The organism is Chloroflexota bacterium (assembly GCA_026708035.1).
GTDB lineage: Bacteria > Chloroflexota > UBA11872 > UBA11872 > UBA11872 > JAJECS01.
In genome coordinates this window covers 41089-62408 of the sequence record JAPOVQ010000003.1, presented here as the reverse complement: position 1 = coordinate 62408, position 21320 = coordinate 41089, and the positions used below count along the sequence as shown (strand labels likewise).

General features: G+C 69.4%; 17 protein-coding genes. 10 read left to right on the top strand and 7 right to left on the bottom strand.

Going from position 1 to position 21320, the window contains the following annotated elements; translation table 11 throughout:
* Positions 1-74: 74 nt before the first annotated feature.
* The 8 genes from OXG33_01430 (at position 75) to OXG33_01395 (ending at position 10595) form a co-directional block, all read left to right on the top strand.
* Positions 75-1601 (top strand): hypothetical protein, encoded by a 1527-nt coding sequence (locus OXG33_01430; GenBank protein ID MCY4112586.1) that lies wholly within the window; start codon positions 75-77, stop codon positions 1599-1601.
* A gap of 4 nt (positions 1602-1605) precedes the next feature.
* Positions 1606-4008 carry a penicillin acylase family protein gene (locus OXG33_01425; protein MCY4112585.1) on the top strand — a complete coding sequence of 801 codons (2403 nt, stop codon included), beginning with the start codon at positions 1606-1608 and terminating at the stop codon, positions 4006-4008.
* Positions 4009-4012: 4 nt separating this feature from the next.
* Positions 4013-4468: a DUF5069 domain-containing protein gene (locus OXG33_01420; protein ID MCY4112584.1), complete on the top strand. Its 456-nt coding sequence runs from the start codon at positions 4013-4015 to the stop codon at positions 4466-4468.
* Between the two features lie 168 nt (positions 4469-4636).
* Positions 4637-5854 carry a glycosyltransferase family 4 protein gene (locus OXG33_01415; GenBank protein MCY4112583.1) on the top strand — a complete coding sequence of 406 codons (1218 nt, stop codon included), beginning with the start codon at positions 4637-4639 and terminating at the stop codon, positions 5852-5854.
* The gene (locus OXG33_01410) at positions 5851-6981 is read left to right on the top strand and encodes a glycosyltransferase (protein ID MCY4112582.1); all 1131 of its coding nucleotides are present in this window, start codon (positions 5851-5853) and stop codon (positions 6979-6981) included. Before OXG33_01415 ends, OXG33_01410 begins: the two co-directional genes overlap by 4 nt.
* A gap of 77 nt (positions 6982-7058) precedes the next feature.
* Positions 7059-8027 carry an NAD-dependent epimerase/dehydratase family protein gene (locus OXG33_01405; protein ID MCY4112581.1) on the top strand — a complete coding sequence of 323 codons (969 nt, stop codon included), beginning with the start codon at positions 7059-7061 and terminating at the stop codon, positions 8025-8027.
* Positions 7994-9178, top strand: coding sequence for a glycosyltransferase (locus tag OXG33_01400; protein MCY4112580.1), 1185 nt, complete (start codon positions 7994-7996; stop codon positions 9176-9178). The genes OXG33_01405 and OXG33_01400 overlap by 34 nt, the downstream gene beginning before the upstream one ends.
* A 1-nt stretch (position 9179) precedes the next feature.
* Positions 9180-10595 (top strand): sugar transferase, encoded by a 1416-nt coding sequence (locus OXG33_01395; protein MCY4112579.1) that lies wholly within the window; start codon positions 9180-9182, stop codon positions 10593-10595.
* Positions 10596-10601: 6 nt separating this feature from the next.
* On the opposite strand, the gene OXG33_01390 is transcribed toward OXG33_01395, so the two are convergent.
* Together OXG33_01390 and OXG33_01385 are read right to left on the bottom strand one after the other, a co-directional pair.
* On the bottom strand, positions 10602-11354 hold the full coding sequence (locus OXG33_01390; GenBank protein MCY4112578.1) for a class I SAM-dependent methyltransferase: 753 nt from the start codon (positions 11352-11354) through the stop codon (positions 10602-10604).
* Positions 11342-12724 carry an aspartate aminotransferase family protein gene (locus OXG33_01385; GenBank protein ID MCY4112577.1) on the bottom strand — a complete coding sequence of 461 codons (1383 nt, stop codon included), beginning with the start codon at positions 12722-12724 and terminating at the stop codon, positions 11342-11344. Before OXG33_01385 ends, OXG33_01390 begins: the two co-directional genes overlap by 13 nt.
* Before the next feature lie 112 nt (positions 12725-12836).
* Here OXG33_01385 and OXG33_01380 point away from each other — a divergent pair, with 112 nt between their 5' ends.
* Together OXG33_01380 and dgoD are read left to right on the top strand one after the other, a co-directional pair.
* Positions 12837-14033, top strand: a complete 1197-nt coding sequence (locus OXG33_01380) for a hypothetical protein (GenBank protein ID MCY4112576.1) — start codon at positions 12837-12839, stop codon at positions 14031-14033.
* Positions 14034-14323: 290 nt separating this feature from the next.
* Positions 14324-15472 carry a galactonate dehydratase gene (gene dgoD / locus OXG33_01375; GenBank protein MCY4112575.1) on the top strand — a complete coding sequence of 383 codons (1149 nt, stop codon included), beginning with the start codon at positions 14324-14326 and terminating at the stop codon, positions 15470-15472.
* Between the two features lie 186 nt (positions 15473-15658).
* Here dgoD and OXG33_01370 read toward each other — a convergent pair whose 3' ends face one another.
* From OXG33_01370 to OXG33_01350, 5 genes are read right to left on the bottom strand one after another with little or no spacing between them, the layout of a single operon-like run.
* Positions 15659-16774, bottom strand: coding sequence for a glycosyltransferase family 4 protein (locus tag OXG33_01370; protein ID MCY4112574.1), 1116 nt, complete (start codon positions 16772-16774; stop codon positions 15659-15661).
* Position 16775: 1 nt separating this feature from the next.
* On the bottom strand, positions 16776-17621 hold the full coding sequence (locus OXG33_01365) for a methyltransferase domain-containing protein (GenBank protein MCY4112573.1): 846 nt from the start codon (positions 17619-17621) through the stop codon (positions 16776-16778).
* 1 nt (position 17622) lies between these two features.
* Complete coding sequence (locus tag OXG33_01360) at positions 17623-18690, bottom strand: glycosyltransferase (protein ID MCY4112572.1); 1068 nt, start codon at positions 18688-18690, stop codon at positions 17623-17625.
* On the bottom strand, positions 18675-19832 hold the full coding sequence (locus OXG33_01355; protein ID MCY4112571.1) for a glycosyltransferase family 1 protein: 1158 nt from the start codon (positions 19830-19832) through the stop codon (positions 18675-18677). The genes OXG33_01360 and OXG33_01355 overlap by 16 nt, the downstream gene beginning before the upstream one ends.
* Positions 19832-21319 carry an oligosaccharide flippase family protein gene (locus tag OXG33_01350; protein ID MCY4112570.1) on the bottom strand — a complete coding sequence of 496 codons (1488 nt, stop codon included), beginning with the start codon at positions 21317-21319 and terminating at the stop codon, positions 19832-19834. Before OXG33_01350 ends, OXG33_01355 begins: the two co-directional genes overlap by 1 nt.
* Between the last annotated feature and the right edge of the window lies 1 nt (position 21320).

Genomic DNA, 21320 nt, shown 5'->3' with positions numbered 1-21320 from the left:
GGCGCCGCCGAGGGTTTTGCTAGGCTCGCTCGCCGCGCTCCCAACGACGTTGGGGTACCCGCACAGGGACGACCATGGCCTTCTCGTTTCCCACGAGCGTCAAGCGGCGCACCGACTGCCTCTCGATGATCCTGGTCGACGACGTCGCCGAGCAGCACATGCTGGCCTGGCGCCAGGAGTTGGGCGAGCTGGACCCCAACAACCCGCTGGTGACGCCGGCCATGCCCTGGGACAGCGGCTCGGTGTTCGCCCACGGCACATTCGCCCATGACCCGATCGACGACTTGTGGAAGGCCTGGCACGTCTCCACGCCGCTGACGGCGGGATATTTCGAGAACTACCGGCGCGTGACCTATCTGACGTCGGAAGACGGCGTGGAGTGGACGCGCCCCGAGCTGGACCTGTGCCCGCAACCCGGATATCCGCGCACCAATATCCTGCTGGACTTCGAGTCGGGCGGCCCGAGCATGTACAGCTCGGTGATGATCGACCCGGACGCCGAGCCCGACCGCCGCTACGAGATGTTCGTGATGCGCGATCCGAGCAACACCATCGGCGGAGGACCGGGCCACATTCGCGGGCTGCCGCCTCCGCCGCCGGGCGAAAAGCAGGCGCGCGGCATGTATCGCTACTTCTCGCCGGACGGCATCAACTGGACCGTAAGCGAAGGCCCGGTCCTGGAAGTGGCGGTGCCCGGAGTCCGGCTGGTCATCCCGTACGAGAACCCCAAGCACACGGCGGACACCACATACGTCTTCCGCGACGCGGACGGCACCTACTTTGCGACGCACAAGCTGGGTGAGCCGGTGCACCCGGGCGGGTTGGTGGCCTACGACGTCTTCGCCGAGGGCCGGCGGGTGATGGCGCGCCGCACGAGCCCCGACGGCTCGGAGTGGAGCCCCTTCGAGACCATCATCCAGCCCGACATCTACGACCCGCACGACGTCCAGATCATGGAGCTTTGCGTCACCCCGGTGCGGAGCGGGTACATCGGCGTGATCGCCATCTACCTCAACCGCACACAGACGATCGAGTTGCAGTTGGGCGGCAGCGCGGACGGGCGCATTTGGGACCGGCGCGTGCGCCTGCCCGCGGTCGCGGTCGGGGCTCTGGGCGACTACGGCGGCGGCATGCTCTGGCCCTCGCACCACATGGTCGAGCACAACGGCCGGCACTACATGTATTTCTCGGGCACCGAGGGGCTGCACGGCGACCCGGCGGCCAAGGGCCCGACGATCTGGCCGTTCTTCTCCGCCATTTGCCGCGCCAGTTGGGCCGTCAATCGCTACTGGGCGGCCGTCTCAGGCCCCGGCGGCGATGTGGCGGGCACGCTGACCACGCACGCGTTGCCGGTCGGCGGTAAGCAGCTGATTCTCAACGCCGCGACGTCGACCGTGGCCGAGGGTGAGCTGCACGCGGAGTTGCTGGACCCGGACGGCAATGTCGTGGAGGGCTTCGGCAAGGACGACTTCATCCCGTGGCGCGGTGACTCCACCGCCGCCCCGGCGCGCTGGACCGGCGGCGACGTGTGCCCGCTGGACGAGTGCGCCGTGCGCTTCCATTTGCTCCGATCACGCCTGTACGGATACGCCTGGGAGTAGAGCCATGGCCATCGACTCGCGCCGGATCCTGCACCAATTGGGCCGCGGCGAGCCGTTTGACGCCGTGCGCGCTGCCGCCGGGCTGAGCGACGCCGAGTTCGACGCTTGGTGGAACCAGGAGCTCGAGAGCCGGCTGGCGCCGGCCGATGGGCAGAGGTCGGGTCCCGTCGGCGCGGCGGTGGAGATTCACCGAGACACGAGCGGCCTGGCGCACGTCTTTGCCGAGGATGAAACCGACCTCTTCGTGGGCTACGGCTACGCGATGGCGCAGGACCGGCTGTTCCAGATGGACTATCTGCGGCGGCGGGCGCAGGGGCGGCTGGCGGAGATTCTCGGCGCCGAGGCGTTCGACTACGACCTGCTCGTGCGCACGGTGGGGCTGCATCGAATCGCCGAGGAAGAAACGGCGCGGCTGCCCGCCGAGACGGCCGAGCGCTATGAGGCCTTCGCGGCGGGCGTGAACGCAGTCATCGAGGAGTGCCGCGACCGGCTGCCCATCGAGTTCGACCTGCTGGACTACCGGCCGGAACCGTGGCGGCCGCTCGACTCCATCGCGCTGCTGGGCGAGTTTCGCTGGTATCTCACGGGGCGGTTTCCGGTCATTGCCATTCCCGAGGTGGCGCGGCGTGTCCTGGGCGACGGTCCGCTGTACCGCAACTTCATGACCGCCGAGGCGATCGACGAGACGATTATGCATCCCGGGGAGTACCCAAGCGCCGGCAGCGGGACAGACCCCTTGGAGCCGCAGTTGGGCGGGGTCGACGACTGCACCGGCAGCAATAACTGGGTGATCGGCCCGAGCCGCAGCGCGTCCGGCGGAGGAGTGGTGGCCAGCGATCCGCACATCGCCTTTGGGTCGCCGTGCTGCTGGTACCAGGTCCACCTTGTTGGCGGGCGCTACAACGTCGCGGGCTCCGGCTATGCCGGGGCGCCGGGGATCATCTTCGGTCGCAACCTCCGCGTTGCCTGGGGCATCACCAACAACATCAGCTCGCAGCGCGACCTCTACCAGGAACGCACCGACCCGGCGCATCCTGGCGCGTTCCTCTACGACGGAAATTGGGAGCCGGCGCGCGAGCGGGTGGAAGCCATCAGCGTGCGCGGCGAGGGCGTGCGCGAGGAAACGATCCGGTCCTCGCGCAACGGCCCGATCGTGGATGACATCCTGCCGGGATTCGCGCAGGGCACGGGGCCGGTGTCGCTGCGCTGGGCCGGGGCGCTGCCCTGCGCCTGGCCGACGGCGTTGCTGGAGTGGAACCTGGCCGGATCCTGCGCCGAGCTCGAGGACGCGCTGCGGGGCTGGGTGTCGCCGACGCTGAGCATGGTGCTCGCGGACGTGGACGGCGGCTTCGGCTACCGGGCGACGGGCCAGGTGCCGCTGCGCTCGCGGGTTGAGCGCGGCTATCGCCGCGGCTGGGACCCCGCCGACGCCTGGACGGGAATGACGCCGTTCGAGGGCATGCCCAGCGTGCGCAATCCCGAGCGCGGTTGGGTGGCAACAGCCAACAACCTGCCGGCGCCGTCGGACTACCCGCATCCGCTGGCCAACACGTCTCCCAGCGGCTACCGGGCACGGCGCATCCGGGAAATGATCGAGTCGCGCCAGGCTCACACCCGCGAGGAAGTGGCCGCGATGCAATATGACCCGCTGTCGCTGCGGGCGGTGAACGCGGTCGACGCGCTGACTCGCATCCTGGACGGCGGCGACGCGCGGCTGCAGGCGGCCGCCGCGGCGCTGCGCGCCTGGGACTGCCGCATGGACGCCGACAGCGCCGGAGCGGCGATTTTCGAGGCCTTTCATCAGCAATGGGACGAAGCGGTGGCCTCGGAACGCTTCTCGGCGGACGCCTCGGCGCTGGCCGTCGGCGATCCGGCGGCCTTCGTGGCGGGAGGCATCGGCGCGTTGTCGCTGCGCCTGCTGGGCGAGGACGCGGCGGGTTGGTTTGTCTCTGCCGAAGCGCGCGACGCGGCGGCGCGGTCGGCGATGGCTCGCGCCTTGGACCTGCTCACCGAGCGGCTCGGCGACGACATGTCTGCCTGGAGCTGGGGCGGGCTGCACAAGGTGTGGCTGCCCCACCTGCTGACGGACTGCGGCGACCTGGGGCGCCTGTTCGATCGCGGCGGCGAGCCCTCGAGCGGCAACGGCTTCGTCGTGTGCAACACGGGGTCGTCGCCGGAATTCGAATCGACTGGCGGCGCCAACTATCGACTGATCGTGGACGTGGCCGAGTCGCCGGCCTGCCTGTGGTCGCTGGACGCGGCGGGACCGTCGGGACAGCCGGGCAGTCCGCACTATGCGGACCAGTTCGGCGACTGGCTGGCGGGCCGCTACCGCCAGGTGCCCTTGGAACGCGACGCCGTGCGCGCAACGATCGGACACACGCGCACGTTGCAGCCAGAGGAGTGACGCAATGGACCTGACGCACGAGGTGCCGCGCAGCCCTTACGAAAAGCTCGGCGGAATCGTGTTTCTGCCGCGCAGCATCGACAAGGGGCGGGCGGATCTGGCGGGAACGTTGGGCGAGTACGTGGCCCGGACCGGACGATCGGAGCGCTTGTTCGAGTTCCTCGGCGTCTCGGCCGACGACTTCATTGAATCGCTGCGCGACCGCCCGAGCGACCAGGACGTGTGGGCCTGGGTGGCCGAGCGCATGACGCCGCGCACGCCTGACGAGATCGAGGAATTCAACCGAAAGTCGTGGGCCGCCACGCCCGAGGACGAAAACGATCGCTGGACGTGGGCCGAGTTCCGGGAATTCCTGGCGGACTGCGGACAGGCGCACCGCACGGACATCACCCGTCACTTCGACCGCCTGGACCTCGACGAAGGTCGCGACGTGCCCCAGGGCGGACGTCCGTACAAGTAGCGACCGGCTGACCGCAAAAGGTCAGCAGATGGCCGAGCGGTTTTCCACAATCCGTTCGCCCTGAGCTTGTCAAAGGGGTGACCGAACGGATTGTGGTTCATGTAGGCCACGAAACTTCGCTCGTATAGGAGTTCCATAGAATCAAGCACTCGCATTCGGAAGGCGCCCATGCGCATCGCCCTGCTGGCTGATACCTATCCCCCCGCGAACCGAGGCGGGGCGGGTGTTGTGGCGCAGCGCCTGGCGCGCGCATTCGCGGCGCGCGGCCACGACGTGCTGGTGGTGACCACCTGGCCCGACGCGGCCACCGAAACGACGGACGGCCCGGTGCAGGTGCGGCGATTGCAGTCGAGCTATCCGGAGCGCTTCCGGAACACGGTGGCCATGATGAATCCGGTGGTCCTGGGCGGCGTACGCCGCGCGCTGGCGGACTTCGGGCCCGACGTGGTGCACGCGCACAACGTGCACCAGCACCTGTCGTTCGCGTCGCTGGAGGCGGCGGCCGCCACGGGCGCTCCGGTGGCCTACACCGCGCACGACTTCCTGCTGTTTTGCTGCATCAAGTTCATCTGCAGTGGGGGCGAGGTGGACTTTCGCCAGCGGTGGTTCAACTGCGCCAAGTGCCAGCGCTTCCGCTGGAACCCGGCGCGCAACACGGCCATCCAGCGACAGATGTCGGCGCACGTGTCTCACATCTTCGTCATCAGCCGCGCCTTGCAGACCGCGCTGCGAGCCAACGGCTACGGCGGGGCCGAGGTGATGCACAACGGCGTCGACGCCGAGTGGTGGGCGCAGGGCGACGGCACGCGGTTTCGGGCGAAGCTTGGCCTGGACGACGCGCCCTTCGCGCTGCTGGCCGCTCGCGTGAGCCGCGAAAAAGGCGCCGAAGCCGCGCTGCACGCCCTGGCGAAAACGCGAAATCCCGAGGCGCGGCTGGTCATCGCCGGGGACAACCCGCGCTATGCGCCCAAGCTGCGCCAAATGGCGCAGGAGCTGGGCGTGGGCGACCGGCTGGTATTGCCCGGCTGGCTGCATGCCGACACGCTGCGGGATGCCTACCACGCCGCCGGCGTCACGCTGGCGCCGTCGACCTATCCCGACCCGTTCAACCTGACGCTGATCGAGTCCATGGCCGCCGGCACGCCGGTGATCGCGTCGACGCTCGGCGCCGGACCGGAGATCGTCCCCGACGGCGAGACGGGATTCGCGGTGCACCCCGACGACACCATGGGCCTGGCCGACCGTCTCTCGCTCATCGTCGAGGACCCGGCGTTCGCCCGCAAGCTTGGCGAGGCGGGCCGGCAGCGCGTGGCGCAGTGGTTCACCCTGGACCGCCAGGTGGAGCGGACGCTGGCGCGCTACGAGGCGCTGATCGCCGCCGCATGACGGCCCCGCGCCGGATCGTCCACGTCATCTCGTCGCTCGCCGTTGGCGGAGCGCAGGGCCACTTGCTCCAACTGCTCGCGCAGCCCGAGGACGGCGTGCAGCAAGACGTGATCTACTTCCGCGACCACGACCTTCGCCCGGACGCCCAACGTTTGGCCGGCCGTGTACGCCACGTCCCCATGGCCGGACCTTGGGGCTGGACGCGGCTGCCCCAGCTCACCGCGGCCATCGTGCGCGGCCGCTACGACGTGGTGCATACGCATCTGCTGCGCGCCGATATGTACGGGGCGCTGGCGGCCCGCGTGGCGCGGGTCCGCGGGCTGGTCGCGACCAAGCACAACCTTGAGGCCCGGCTGGAGCACCCGGTCTGGCACTGGCTCCATCGGCGCACCGCGCGGTTGCCGGACCTCACCATCGGCATCTCGGACGCGGTGCGCGAGTGGGCCGTGACCACGGGCGGCGCACCGCCTGAGAAGACCCGGGTGGTGCTCTACGGCATCGACGCGGCGCCGTTTGCGGAGCTGGACCGAGCGGCCGCTCGGTCCGACCTTGGCATCGAAGCGAGCGCCAAAGTCGTGCTGTGCCCGGCGCGTCTCGATCCGCAGAAGAACCATGGCATGCTGCTGCGCGCCCTTGAGCGCGTGCACCGGGAGCTGCCGGACGCCGTGCTGTTGCTGGCGGGCGGACGGCAGCTTGGGTCGGAAGCCTACGAGCGCGACCTCCACGCCCTCGCCGATCTCACTGACGCCCACGGCGCTATTCGCTGGCTGGGAGTCCGGACCGATATGCCCAGATTGCTGGCCGCCTGTGACATCGTCGCGCTGGCGTCGGATTGGGAAGGGTTCGGCCTCGCGCTGCTGGAGGCGATGGCCGCCGGCCGGCCCGTCGTGGCGACGGCCGTGGGCGGCGTGCCCGAGGTGGTGAGCGACGGTGAGACCGGCATCCTGGTCCCGGCGGGCAACATGTTTGGAATCGCCGATGCGCTGGCGCGCCTGCTCAAAGATGACGCCGACCGCGAACGCATGGGCGAGGCCGCGGCGCGGCGGGCTCGCGACACGTTCGACCTGGATCGCATGCGCGCCGCCACCCGGGCCGTCTACGACGAGGCGTTGAGTGCGCGCGTCTGAAATGGCCTTACCCACCGCGCCGATATACTTCCGGGTAGGCGCGCGTGGGGCGCGCCACCTTGACGTGAAGACCCTGAATGTCCAGTAACCGCCCAACCAGCCTCGTGACCGGAGCCTGCGGCTTCATCGGCTCCCACCTCGCCGAGCGCTTGCTCACCGAAGGTCACCGCGTGATCGGGCTGGACGGGTTCACCGACTCCTACGACATCCGGCAGAAGCGAGACAACGAGCGCCGGCTGCTGGCGCACCCGGAATACGAAACGGTCGAGGGTCACCTGATGGACCTGGACCTCCGGCCCCTGACCGATCGGGCGCAATTCATCTTCCATCTCGCGGCGCGCGCCGGCGTGCGCGAGGGGTGGACCGCGTTCAACTACGGCCGCTACATGCGCGACAACTGCCTCTCGACGCAGCGGCTGGCGGAGGCGGCCCTGGCATCCGGCGTCGAGCTGTTCAGCTTTGCGTCCACGTCGTCGATTTACGGCTTCAATCCGAAGCTGCCGACGCCCGAGGATCACGACCTGAACCCCCGCGCGTTCTACGCCATGTCCAAGCTGATGGACGAGCACGTGCTCAATGGGTTCCGCCAGCTCTTCGGCCTTCCGGTCGTGATCCTGCGGTACTACACGCTCTTCGGCCCCCGCCAGCGACCCGACATGCTGGCGCACATCGGCCTCAAGGCCATCGCCGAAGGCCGCCCGATCACGATCTACGGCGACGGCGAGCAGACGCGCGAGCTGACGTACGTGATGGACGCCGTGGAGGCGCAGGCCCGGGTGCTGGACGTGCTGCCGATCGGCGAGATTTACAACATCGGCAGCGGCCCGACGGTGTCCGTGAACGAGTTCGTGCAGGAAATGGAGTACGTCGTCGGCCGACCGGCGGAGCTGATCTACACCGACGCCAATCCGGCGGATCAGCTCCACAGCCAGGCCGATATCGGCAAGGCCCGGCGTGAGTTGGACTTCAATCCCACCACCACCGTGCGCCAGGGACTCGAGGCCGAGTACGCGTGGCTGCGCGAATCGGTGCTGGGGCGACACTGACGCCACCGAACCGCCCGCTGCGCGTCCTCCAGGTGATGGAGGCGACCATCGGCGGCACGAAGCGGCATCTGTTCGACCTGACCACGTCGCTCGATCCGGCCGTCGTGGCGGTAGAAGTGGCGTGCCCCCCAGTGCGATCCGAAGCACACGGCGACACGTCCTTCGCCGGCGACCTGCGCGAGGCGGGCGTCACCGTGCGGGAGATCCCGATGCTGCGCGCGCTCAACCCGTGGGACGACGCCACGACCATCGTTCGTCTGGCGCGGCTGATCCGCAAGGGCGGCTACGACGTCGTCCACACCCATAGCACCAAGGCTGGAATCACCGGACGGCTCGCCGCGCGGTGGCGCCGCGTCCGCACCGTGCATACCCCGCACGGCTTCTACTACCTGAACTTCGCCGGCGGGGTCGGTCGCGCCATGGCGCGCGGGCTCGAGAAGTTCTTGGGTTCGATGACCGATCGCGTGATCGCGCTTTCCGACGGCGAGCAGCGCGAGGCCGCAAGGCTTCTGGGGTCGGCGCGCGTGCGGCTGGTGCCCAACGGGTTCGAACCCTTCGAGGCGCTGTCCAAGCCCGAGGCGCGGCGGCGGCTTGGTCTGTCCCCCGATGTGCCAGTGGTCGGCACGACCTCGCGCTTCACCGCCCAGAAGGCCCCGATGGACATCGTCGAGGCGTTCCGCGTGATTCACGCGGCGCATCCGGAAACGCGCCTGCTGTGGATCAACGGCGGCGAGCTGCAAACGGTGGTCGAGCAGCGCTTGGCGGACCTCGGCCTCTTGCACGCCACCCTTCGTCCCGGCTTCGTGCCCGACGCCCGGACGCTGCTGCCGGCCATGGACGTCTATCTGCACCTGGCCCGCTGGGAGGGCGTGCCCTATTCCGTCATGGAGGCCATGTGGGCCGGCGTGCCCGTCGTGGGCGCGCAAGCCATCGGCACCAGCGATCTGATAACCGACGAGGAAACGGGTTTGTTGGTGGATGCCGGCGACGGAGCCGCGGCTGGCGGCGCGGCCCTGCGCGTGTTGACAGAGCCAGCGTTGGCTCGCACCATCACGCAGGCGGCGGCGCGCGACATGCGCCGGCGGCAGGATCGCCACGGCATGGCCCGCGCCACCGAAGCCGTATACCGCGAACTCGTGCAGACAAACTGACGTGCTAAGTCGAACTCGCGCCGTCGGCGGATTCCTCGCGATCGCCGACGTGCTGTTGACCATGCTGGCGCTGCTGGCGGCCGACGCGCTGCGCCACGCGCTGCCATTCGGCTTTGGCCCCGCCGAGTACCTGGACTGGCTGGGCGCGCGCGAGTACGTCATCGTCGCGGTCACCTGGGCGTTCTTCCTGCGCTTCGCCAGGGTCTATGACCACCGGCGGGTGATGCGCGTGGTGCTGGAAGCGCGCGCGATCACTTTCGCGGTGCTGCTGGCCACGGGCGCGCTCTTCGCGGCCTTCTTCGTGCTCAAGGTCGAGTTCCTGTCGCGGTTGCTCTTCGTCTACTTCGTGGTGCTCAACCTGGCGATCCTGATCAACTTCCGCTGGCTGCTCAACCTGGCGCTGCGCACGCGGCATCTCTCGCCCGCGACGCGGCGGCTGGTGCTGATCGCCGGCGCCGGTCCCGTCGGCGACCGCGTGTCCCGGCTCATCATCGACCGGCCCTGGTCGGGCTACGAGGTGCTGGGATTCGCCGACGACGACGCGCAAAAGCAGGGCACGATCCTGAACGGGCGTCCGGTGCTGGGACTCGTGGAGGAGTTGCCTGCGCTCGTGGAGCGGCATGCGCCCGACGACGTGATCATCGCGCTGCCGTTACACGCCCACAGCCGGCTGCGGGAGTCCGTGCTGGCGCTGGAGCGCGCCGACGTGCGCATCCGCGTTGTGCCCGACGTCTTTGACCTGATGCCGGGTCGCACCATGGCCGAGGACACCTGGGGCATCCCGATGATCAGCGTGCGTGCGCCGGAGATCACCGGCTTCGATCGAGTGGTCAAGCGCGTGTTCGACCTGGTGCTCGGGCTCTTGACCCTGGTGGTGATGGCGCCGGTGATGGCGTTTTCCGCCCTGGCCGTATGGCTCGAAACCGGGCGTCCGGTCATTTTTGCCCAGCGCCGCGTGGGAGAGAACGGCCGGCTCTTCACGATGTTCAAATTCCGCACCATGGTCGCGAACGCCGAGGCCCAGATCGAGGCCGCCCGCCAGAGCGGCCAGCGGCTCGAAGACATCTACAAGCCGGCCAACGACATGCGGGTCACCAGAGTCGGTCGCGTGCTGCGCCGCGCCAGCCTGGATGAGCTGCCCCAGCTCTGGAACGTGCTGCGCGGCGAGATGAGCCTGGTGGGCCCGCGGCCCGAGCTGCCCTGGGTGGTGGACCAATACGAATCCTGGCAGCGGCAGCGACTCTCGGTGCTCCCGGGAATCACCGGCTGGTGGCAGGTCAACGGCCGCGGCGATTTGCCGCTGGTCGAAAACGTGGAATACGACCTGTTCTACATCCAGAACTACTCGCCGCTGCTGGACATCTCCATCCTCGCCCGCACCGTCTGGGTGGTGGCGCGCGGGCGGGGGGCCTACTAGGTCGAGCTAGGGCCGGAGCGGTCGGCGGGCCGCGATCACGCGCACGGGCCAGGCGAAGCGGCGCACGCCATCGTCCAAATAAGCGTCGAAGGCCGCGGCGACCCGCTGCTCCGACATCCGGCCCCATAGCTCGTCGGCCATCGTGGGCGTGCCGCCGGACCGGGCCACCCACTGGTCGAAGTCCATGGGCGAACGGCACTCACGGTCGGCGGCTACGACCAGCCCGGCGGCGCGGAGGTAGCGCGGGAATTCCTCAGCCGACAGATTGCGCACGTGCGAGGGGTCGCGGATCGTCTCGATGTCGTGCATCTCGGCAGCCACCCACGGATCGTCGGGGCTCTGCGTGTCGGCGATGACCACGCGCCCGCCCGGGCGCAGCACGCGGGCCATCTCGCCGATGGCGTCGGCGGGATCCCCGAAGTGATGCAGCGCGTGCCGGCACGTGACCACGTCGTAGCTGCGACCGCGCGTCGGAATGCGGCCGGCGGCGGCGCGCACCGCGCGCAATGGCCCCGGGGCGGTCGCTCGCGTATGTCGCAGCATCGGTCGCGATACGTCCAGGGCGTCCACGTATGCGCCGCGCTGCACCAACGCATGCGCCGTGAAGCCGGTGCCGGTTCCCACGTCCAGCACGAAGTATTCGGGCGAGATGTTGGCGAACTCGAGCACCAGCGGCAGGCTCGGACCGGAACGGTGGCAGGGCGAGTCGGCGTAACCGGCCACCCGGTCGTCGAAGGCCTGTTGCGTCAGGCCGGCCACTCGTAGGTCTCGAGCGTCTCGGCGATCGAGGCGTCGAGAATGGCCGCCATCTCGTCGATCTCGTCGTCGGTGGACGTGAGCGGCGGGGCGAATACCCACACGTGGTCCCCGGCCCGGCCGATCAGGCCGCGGCGGCGCGCCTCGGCCCCGACCGCGCGTCCGAACGGTCGTTCGCTGGGAAAGCTGGCATGGGTGGAACGGTCGGCCACGAACTCTGCGCCGAGGAGCAGCCCGTGTCCGTCGACGCGTCCGACGACCTCGTAGCGCTCGGCCATGTCCTCCAGTTGGCGGCGCAGGCGCTGGCTCTGGCGCCGGCAGTTGTCCAGCACTTTGCCGCCGGTGATCTGCTGCAGCGCGGCGAGTCCCGCGGCGCACGCGACGGGGTTGCCGGAGTATGTGTGTCCGGCGTTGAAGTGCACGCCGGCGTCCCGCTCGCCGAGGAACGTCTCGGAAATGCTGCCGCGAATGATGGCCGCCGCCAACGGCGCGTAGCCGCCGCTGATGCCCTTGCCCACCGTCATGATGTCGGGATACGCCCCGTAGACATCCGCGCCAAACAGCTCGCCCAGCCGGCCGAAGCCGGTGATGATTTCGTCGTAGATCAGCACCACGTTGTGCCGGTCGCAGATCTCCCGCAGGATCTTGAAATACTCGGGCGGCGGCACCACAAAGGCTTCCGCGGACATGATGACCGGCTCCGCGATGAAGGCTGCGACGGTCTCGGGGCCTTCGCCGCGAATCACGTCGTCGACGATCTCCGCGCACAGCACGCCGCACTCGGGATAGGTGAGTTTGAAGGGGCAGTGGTAGCAGTCGGGCGGGTGGACCTTGAGGAATCCGGTCGGAAGCGGCTCGTACTTCGTCTTGCGCGCCGCTCCGCCGGTCGCGGATAGCGCGCCCAGGGTCGCTCCGTGGTAGCTGGAGTAGCGCGAAATCACCTTGTACTTGCCCGGATTGCCGGTCTGCTTGTGGTACTGCCGGGCCATCTTCATCGCGGTCTCGTTGGCCTCGGAGCCGCCGCTGACGAACTTGACGGTGCTGAACTCCGGCGGGAAGACATCGATCAGGCGATCGGCAAGCTCCATCGCGGGCTGGTTCGTGGCGTAGATGGGCAGGGTCAGCGCGACGCGCTCGAGTTGCGCCTGCATGGCCTCGATGATGGGCCGGTTGCCGTGGCCGAACTGCATCGCGGCAATGCCCGCGATCCCGTCGATGTAGGACCGGCCTTCCACATCCGTCAGCCGCACCCCGGAGCCTTCAACGATGACCAGCGGGTTCTCCATAAAGGCCTGCATCTGATTGAAGTCGACCATCAGATTCGCCAGGCCGGGATGCTGGGAGCCGTTTGACCGGGAGCCGGGCTCAGACATGGGGCGTGTTTCGTGTCAGGTGTGACGCTGGCAGCGTACGCGCCGCCCGCGGGGTTTGTCGCGTGCGCCGAGTAGGCTTGGCGGTAATCACGGCGAGCCCAGGGGAGCCGACATGCCGGACACCGAGCGGTTCTTGGACCTGGCGATCGACGTTGGGCGGCTCATCTCCGCGGCGGCCGAGCCGGACGTCGCCGGGTCGCGCTGGCGCACGCGCACATACTTTGGCGAGGACGCCTACGGCACCGACGTCTTCGCAGGCTCCGCCGGACCGGTGATCCTGCTGGCGAGCCTCTTCGCCGCCACGCAAGAGACCCGCTTCCGCGACGTGGCCGAGAGCGGAGCGCTGTGGATCGAGCCGCAGACGCGCCGCGCGCTCACGGCGCCGGACCGCGATCCGGGCCTGTATTTCGGCGTGGCGGGCGACGGCATGACCTTTCTGCACCTCTACGAATGCACCGGCCGTGAGCGCTGGCTCAACCTGGCCCGAACGCGAGTCAAGGCGCTTCGCGGCATCGCGTATCAGGAAGAGGATCCGCTGGAGGGGGCGTCGGGCACGGGGACTTTCCTGTTGCGCATGCACCAGGTGGCGGGCGACGCCGGCGCGCTGGATCTGGCCGTCGCGGCGGGCGAGTACCTGCTGCAGCGCGCGCGCATGGATGACCGTGGTAGGTACTGGCCCTGGAATCGCCGCTCGGGGAGCTTCGACGGCATTGGCTTTGCGCATGGGACGGCGGGCATCGCCTGTTTCCTGGCGGAGCTTTCGCGCTATTCCAGCGACCCGCGACTGCCGGAGGCGGTGCTGGGCGCGGCGCGCTGGATCGATGCGCATGCGGAACCCGGGCCGGCGTGGCGACGCTGGCCGGGCGACGAGCGTGCGGCGAGTGTGCAGTGGTGCCACGGAGCGCCGGGCATTGGACTGTTTGCCGTGCGCGCCTTTGCGGCGCTGGGTAACGCCGAGCTCAAGGACCTGGCGCTGCGCGCCGCCGAGTCGACCTACGCCGCCGGAGACATCCGAGCGAACCCCAGCCAGTGCCACGGGCTGGCCGGAAACGCCGAGCCGTTCCTGGAGTTGTGGCGAGTTCTCGGAGATGACCTGTGGCTTGAGCGAGCGGTGGAATTCGGCGACGCGGCCGCGGCCTACCGCGAGGAAGGGCCGGACGGCGCCCGGTGGCGCGGGGACGAGCCGGGCAACTACAGCCCCGACTTCATGATGGGTTCGGCCGGCCTTGGGCATTTCTTCCTGCGACTCGCCCGACCGGACGCGGTCGACATGCCCCTCATGGCCGCCCCGGTGGAGACTCTTGCGTAGCACCTCCAGCGGAGCTTGGAGAGCAGGTCCGGTCCCCTCTCGAATGATGAGGCCTTTGCGTCACCCCTCCGTCATTCCGGCGAAGGCCGGAATCCAGTCTGGACTACTCGCAGTCGGTGGGAGCAGGTCCGGTCCCCTCGCACTTGATGGGAGAGGGATAGGGTGAGGGTGATTCGAGGCTTGGGCGGGGGATGTCAAGCGATCATCCAAGGGTCTCCGGCGCGGGCCGATTCGTAGTAACCCGCCGACCGTGCGCTAGGCTGCGGCGCCGGTTTCCGCGAGCCAGACCCATGCGAATCACCGACATTCAGACCATGCACAGCGGCGCGCCGGCCGCTCCCGGAGCACGCCTCAACCGGGTGTGGACCTTCGTGCGGATCGAGACCGACAGCGGCATCCACGGCATCGGCGAGTGCAGCCTGTTCAAGGTTAACCAGGCCGTCGCGGAGGTGGTGGAGCGGTTCGGCACGTTTCTTGTCGGGCAAGATCCCACTCGTGTCGAGTACCTGTGGCAGCAGATGTATCGCCACCCGTTCTTCCGCGGCGGGCCGATCCTCAATGCCGCGATTAGCGGCATCGACATGGCGCTGTGGGATATCGCGGGCAAGGCCGCCGGGCTGCCCGTGTACCGCATGCTCGGCGGCCCGGTGCGCGATCGCGTCCGCGCCTACGCCCGGGCCGACCTGGGAGGCTCGGAAATCGACCAGGTGCTGGACGCCCAGCGACAGGGCTTCACGGCGTTCAAGATCGCGCCGCCGCACCTCGACGGCGGATTCAACGAGTTCGCCCTGGCCAAGGCCGCCGTGGAGTTGGTGGCGGCCGTTCGAGCCGCGGCGGGTCCCGAGCTCGATCTGATGATCGACTTTCACGGGCGACTCTCGCCGGCGGCGGCCGCCCGCTTCCTTCACGGAGTCCGCGACCAGGACCTGCTGTTCGCGGAGGAGCTGATCCCGCCGGACAACGTCCCGGCCTACGCGCAGGTGACGGCCGCGGTGCCCGAAGTGCCCTGCGCGACCGGCGAGCGGCTGTATACGCGCTGGGGGTTCCGCGAGCTGATCGAATCACGCGCCGTGCACGTGGTCCAGCCCGACATCTGCTACGCGGGCGGCATCTCCGAGCTGCGCCGCATCGCCGCGCACGCCGAAACGCACTACATCGCCATGGCGCCGCACAATCCCAACGGCCCCGTGGCCACGGCGGCGAATATCCAACTGGCGGCGGCGACGCCGAACTTCCTGATCCTCGAGTATGCGCGTAAGCCGCCCTACTTCGAGAGCGTCTTGCAGGAACCGCTGGCCTTCGCCGACGGGCACTTCGCGTTGCCGGAGGCTCCCGGGCTTGGCGTTGAGTTGGATGAAGCCTTCATCGCGGCGAACCCGCCGCACGAGCTGGAGTTCGGCTCCGACGTGTACGCCGACGGCGCGGTGGCGGATATCTAGCAGGGACCTGATTCAATCCCTTCCCCCTGGAAGGGGGAAGGCTAGGATGGGGGTCAGTCCGAGGGCGATCCAACCCTCTTCGCCTTTCCCGCCGCCCCCTCCGTCATTCCCGCGAAGGCGGGAATCCACCGATCGCTGAACCTCTAAACCGTCATGTAGGGCGGTTCGCGAACCGCCCTCGCCCGGTTATTCGATGGACTCTTTCGTTGGAGAGGGGACCGGACCGTAGCCGTAGGCGGCCAGGCACCGGTGGGCGACGGCGCTCCAGGTGAAGTCGCGCAGCGCCCGCTCGCGGGCGCGCGCGCCGCAGGCCGCCGCGTGGTCGGGATTTGACGTGAACGGCAGCAGGGCCGCGCGAAGCGCCGCCGCATCGCCCGGCGGCGCCACGGCCCCGTAGGACGGATCGACGACCTCGGGCAGCCCGCCCGCCTGTGAGACCACCACGGCCGTGCCGCACGCCATGGCCTCCAGCGCGGCCAGCCCGAGCAGCTCCGGATGCTCCTGGTGGCGGCCGCGAAAGTCCTCGAACACCGAGGGCATCACCGCCACGCAGGCGCGGCTGAGCGCCTGTACGAGCTCTCGGTCGTCGGCGTCTTCATGAAAGGTAACCGCGCGGCCCTCGGCCTCGCGCCGCAGGAACGCGGCGTAATCGGGATCGGCCGGCCGACCGTACACGCCGAGATGGGCATCGTCGGGCAGCGCGCGAATTGCGTGCTCGATCCCCTTGTGCGGCAGCAGGCGGCCCACAAACACCACCTCGCCGCGAGCCTTGGCCGCCGATGGCGCGAATACCTGCGGGTCGACCCCACCGTGGACGATCGCCGTGCGACGGCCCGTGTACGGCAGTGTGTCCACCACGAACCGGCTCTGCGCCAGGTGGGCGTGGACCCAGCGCCCCAGGCGAGCGCGACGTAGCCACCCGACGCCGCCGCCTCCGTGATCCGTGACGAACACGCGCTTCCCGAGCGGGCGCGCCAGCAGTGTCGCCAGCGCCGTCAGCCCGGTACGTGCCTGGTGGCAGTGAACGACATCGGCCCACAAGAGGGCGGGAATGAAGCCCGGACCGATGGCGTCGTACGGGCGGCCCCGCAAGTGGCGCCAGGTGCGGGCCACCTCGATGGGAAATCCGCCGGCATCGGCCGTTGTGGGCGGCCCACCGAAGGCGACGAGGCGGGTCGGCACTCGTCCCCGCATGGCGCGCGCGAGTTCGAGGGGAAAGCGCTCGCCTCCGCCGATGACCGAGATCTCCCCGAACCACGTCGGCGACAGGTGGAGGACTCGCGGACGATCGCGTGCCGGCATGCTAGGGCCCGGCGGCGCCGTCGGGCGCTTGGGCCACGATCAGGTAGCCGCCGGGATCGTCCACCGGCCGACGGAAGGGGCGCCAGAGCATGGCGGTCCATGCGGCAATCCACGCGCCGCGGTGCACGAGCCGGCGGCGGTGCAGCGCCCGAAAGATATCCAGGATGCGGCGCCGGCCCAGCCGATGCGTCATCAGCGCGTCCAGGCGCTGCCAGGCGCGTTGCGTGCGAGCGGGCAGGTGTCCGCCGGTGCCGACGATGTCGAGGCCGCATTCGGCCAGCAGCCCGGCCCACTCGTCGAGCGAGCGGTAGTGGAAGTGGCCCAGCCGGTCGTTCGTCGCTTGAAGGGCGGCCTCACCGCCGGGTCCATGGCGAATCCGCTCGGCGAAGGCCGGCGACGGCACGGTGAACACCAGCCGCCCGCGCGGCGCCAGCGCGCGCGCCGCCTCGCGCACGGCGGCCCGGTCGTCCGGAATGTGCTCCAGCACGCTTTGGCTGAAGACCGTGGCGTAGGCGCCTGCAACCAGCGGCGCCCGTGTCGCGTCCGACCGAATCACGCCGCGGTAGACGCCCAGGGCGCGGGCGGCGCGGGCCTCGCTGGTGAGCAATTCGAGGCCGTCGCGTGGCCAGTGGTCGTGAAGCACCACTCCGGCGACCGTGCCCCCGCCGCAGCCCAGGTCGAGAACCGGCGCGCCGAACTCCACCTCGCGCAACATGGCGAACTCGGTGGCGCGCCAGAGCGCGATCGCCGGCTGATGCAGGTGCGCCTCGATCGCCAGCCGCAAGAGCTCGCGGTCGGAGCGTTCCGCAAGGGCCGTGGGTAGCGGCGACGGTGAGCCGGCGGGCACGCTAGGCGGCCGGTTCGCCATGCGATCGCGCGACGAGTTGGGCCATGCGCACGGTGTAGGTGTGGTCGCGCAGAACGCGCCGGCGGCCGGCCTCGGCGATACGCGCCCGGGCCGCGTCGTCGCCCGCGTAGCGGTGCAGCTGGTCGACCATGTCGTCGACGCCGTCGTAGACGGCAACTTCGTGTCCGATCTCGAGCAGCTCGCCGAGCCGCGTCTTGGCGTCGCAGAGCTGAAAGGCGCCCGCGGCCGGAATCTCGAACGTGCGCATGTTCAGGCCTTCGCGCATCTGGGCATGGTGCGCGTTGAGCGCAATCTTGGCGCGGCGATAGGTTTGCGCCACGGCCGCGGCGGGCAACAGCGTCAGCGCTTCGTGCCGCTGCCGCGCGGGCGAGTCGGCGTCGAGCTTCTCCCACCCCCGACCCCAAACCGCCACGCGCAGGCCGCTGCGGGCCGCGGCCTCGACCAGGTCCACGCGCAGGCGCGTGGACGGTAAATGCCCCATGTTGTGCCGCGAGTCGCCCACGAAGACCACGTCCCACTCCGGCGGATCTTGGGCTTCGTCGGGCGCTGGTCCCCAGGTGTCGGGATCGGCGGCATGGGTCATGAACTCGGCCCCCACCCTGTGCCGCGCGAGGTCGGCGGAATAGGACGGCTCGGCGAGGAAGAAGCGGTCGTAGAGATGGGCTGCGGCCATGATGTGGGGAAACCACGAAGGATCGTCCCCACACCACTGCACGACGGGTCCCGACGTAAGGTCCCGCAGACGCTCGACGGTTTCCGGCAGCAGCACCTCGCCCTTCAGGACGACGGTGAGATCGGGGCGGTGACGCACGGCGGCATCCAGCACGCGCAGGTTGTCCCGGCGCATGGCCTCGAGCACCCGACCGATGTGAAATCGATGCGGCCCGGCGAGCCGGCGCCGCACGCGGCCCCAGAGGCCCACCGGACGCGCCAGGTCGCGGCCATAGAGCAGCGACGCCACCTCATGGCCTCCGGCCTCCAGCCCCGCGCCGCAGTATTCGGCCCATAGGCCCGTGTCCCACTCGGGCCCGATCAGGAGGACGCGCATGCTTGCTCCAGCGATTTCCACGCCCGCCGCGCCGTGCGGGTCCAGGTGAACTCCGCCGCCCGCGCCAGGCCGCGCGACCGAAGGTCCTCGCGCAGCCGGTCGTCGCCCGTGACTTGCAGCAGCGCCTCGGCGATGGCGTCGGGCTGGTGCGGGTCGACGGTCATCCCGGCATCGCCGGCGGCGTTGGCCAGCCCGCCCTGATTTGTCGCGACCACCGGCACGCCCGAGGCCATGGCCTCCAGCACCGGCATGCCGAAGCCCTCGTCAATGGCGACGCTGACGAACGCCGAGGCCCCGGCCACCAACGCCGGCAGGTCGGGGGCATCGACCGCGCCCGTGATTTGGATTCCCTCGCCGCTTAGGCGTTCGAGGTCCGCGGCGACATCCGCGTAGCGCCAGCCGGGGACGCCCGCCAACACGAGCGAGTGTTCGAGGCCGCGCCGCCGGGCCTCAACATAGGCCCGGGCCAGCGTGCCGAGATTCTTGCGCGGCTGCAGCGTGCCCAGGAACAGCACGTAGGGCGTCTGGATGCCGAGACGGCTCAACGAGTCACTCACGGATTGTGGGTCGATGTCTGCCCGGAATCGATCGCCGTCGACGCCATGGGGCGCCACGTCCACCCGTTCGGCCGGAAAGCCGTAGATCCGCACGACCTCGTCCCGCACCCAATCGGAAACCGCCAGGATGCGGTCGGCGCGATGAATGCTGCTCGCCGTCCACCGATCGAGGTAGTCGCGTGTCGGCGCGTCGAAGTACGCCTCGGCCCCGGGCCGCATGAACGCCACGTCGTGGACCATCGCGACGTGGGGCGGACCACTGACGAAGGGCGGAGGTTCGTGAGCGCTCTGGAAGTACACGTCGGCGGCGCGCCAGGCTCGGGCGAGCGGCACCCGGGCACGGTACCAGGGGTCGCCGCTGAACGCCTGGGTCAGGAGGCGGTTGCCGAACCTGAAGGGCCGCAGCACGCGAATCCTGGCATTCGGACCGTCGAATCCGGGATAGCGTGACGGAGCATCCATGAGCAGGTCGAGCCGGTGAGATTCCGCGGTTTCCACTAGGGCGCGCGCGAGGCTGCGCATGCTCTCGCCATGCCCGTCGGTGACCATGAGATTGGCGTTGCGGAGGTTGACGGCGGCGCGCATCAGGAGCCTTTGCCTGGGTCGGGCTCACGACGTCGGAAGAGCAGGCCGACCTCGTACCGAATGGTCTCGCGATCCATCAGGTAGATGAGTCCGGCGTAAAGCAGCACGACCACGATGCCGCCCTGGATCAGCAGCACCCAGTCGGTCAGCAGCGGCAGCATGACCAGGCGACCGAAGGCGCCCGCCAGCACAGCCGCGGCCAGCGGTCGCACGAGGTGCCGCAGCAGGCGGAAGTCGAAAACGTCCCGTGCCAGCGGTAGTAGCACCAGCGCCGCGGCGAATTGGGTGGCCGCCAGGGCAATCGGGATAGCGAGTAGCTCCAGTCCGGCCGTGCTGAGGCCAATAGCCAGCGCCCACGCCGCCACCGCCCAGACGATCGCGATCACGAGAATGACGCGCGTCCGGCCGAGCGCCGCGAGGATCGGCGTGAGCAGGCCGTTGATCGGTACGAGGACGGCGCTGGCCGCCAGCGCGTAGAGTGCCGGGATCGCCGGTAGCCACTGCTCGCTGTAGATGTAGATCGCAATCTCCGGCGCGAAAGCGATCACCGCCGCGAAGGCCGGCAGCGTCACGATGGCGTTCCACTTGAGCGTAAGCTCCGCGCCGCGCCGCACCCGCTCCATATCGTCCTGCATGCGGGCAAACGTGGGCAGCGTGACCCTGGACACCAACTGCGTCAGCGTGAGCGGCTGAGACGCGATCTTGTCCGCCCAGCTCAATAGGCCGGTGCCGTCAACGCCGACCGTGCGCGGCGACAGGAGCGGAATCAGCGAATCTTTCGCCATCAAGGCGAGCCGAGCGCCCTGAAACTGGGCGCCGAATCGAAGGTAGCTCCGCAGCCCCGCGGGCCGCCAGGTTGGAATTGGCGCCCACGGCCGCGCGACGACCACCGCCAGCGTCGAGACGATGCTTGCCCCGACGTGGGCGATGATCAGGCTCCAGGCCTCGAACGCGCCGATGGCGAACCCGATCCCGGCGCTGAAATACCACACCGTGCCGGCGATGTCCGCGGCAGCCAGGCGACCAAAGCGCAGGTGACGCTCGAGCAGCGCCGCCGGCACGAGCCGAAACGCCGAAAGCCAGATGGAGATTCCGAAGATGCGGATCATCCACGGATCGGCGTCTACGCCGATCCATTCCGTGAGCATCGGCGGGCCGGCGAATACAACGATGGCCGCGGCAAGAGTCACCAGCCCTAGATGCAAGGTGAACACGGCGCGCAAATCGGACCGGCTGGGATCGTCCCGGCGCTGGATCACGCTCGGATGCAGCCCAACATCCGTGAACTGCTTGATGATGCCGGCGAGGAAGGCGATCGGCACGACGACGCCGAAGTCGGCCGTCGTGAGCAGGCGATACAGCGCAATGTCGCCCGTAAACGACACGAGCTTCATGCCGCCCTCACGCACGCCCAGCGCGACTACCCCGCGCACGGCTCGCTCGCCCAGGGTCGAGGACGACTCGCGTTGGGGTGCTTCAGCCGTCATG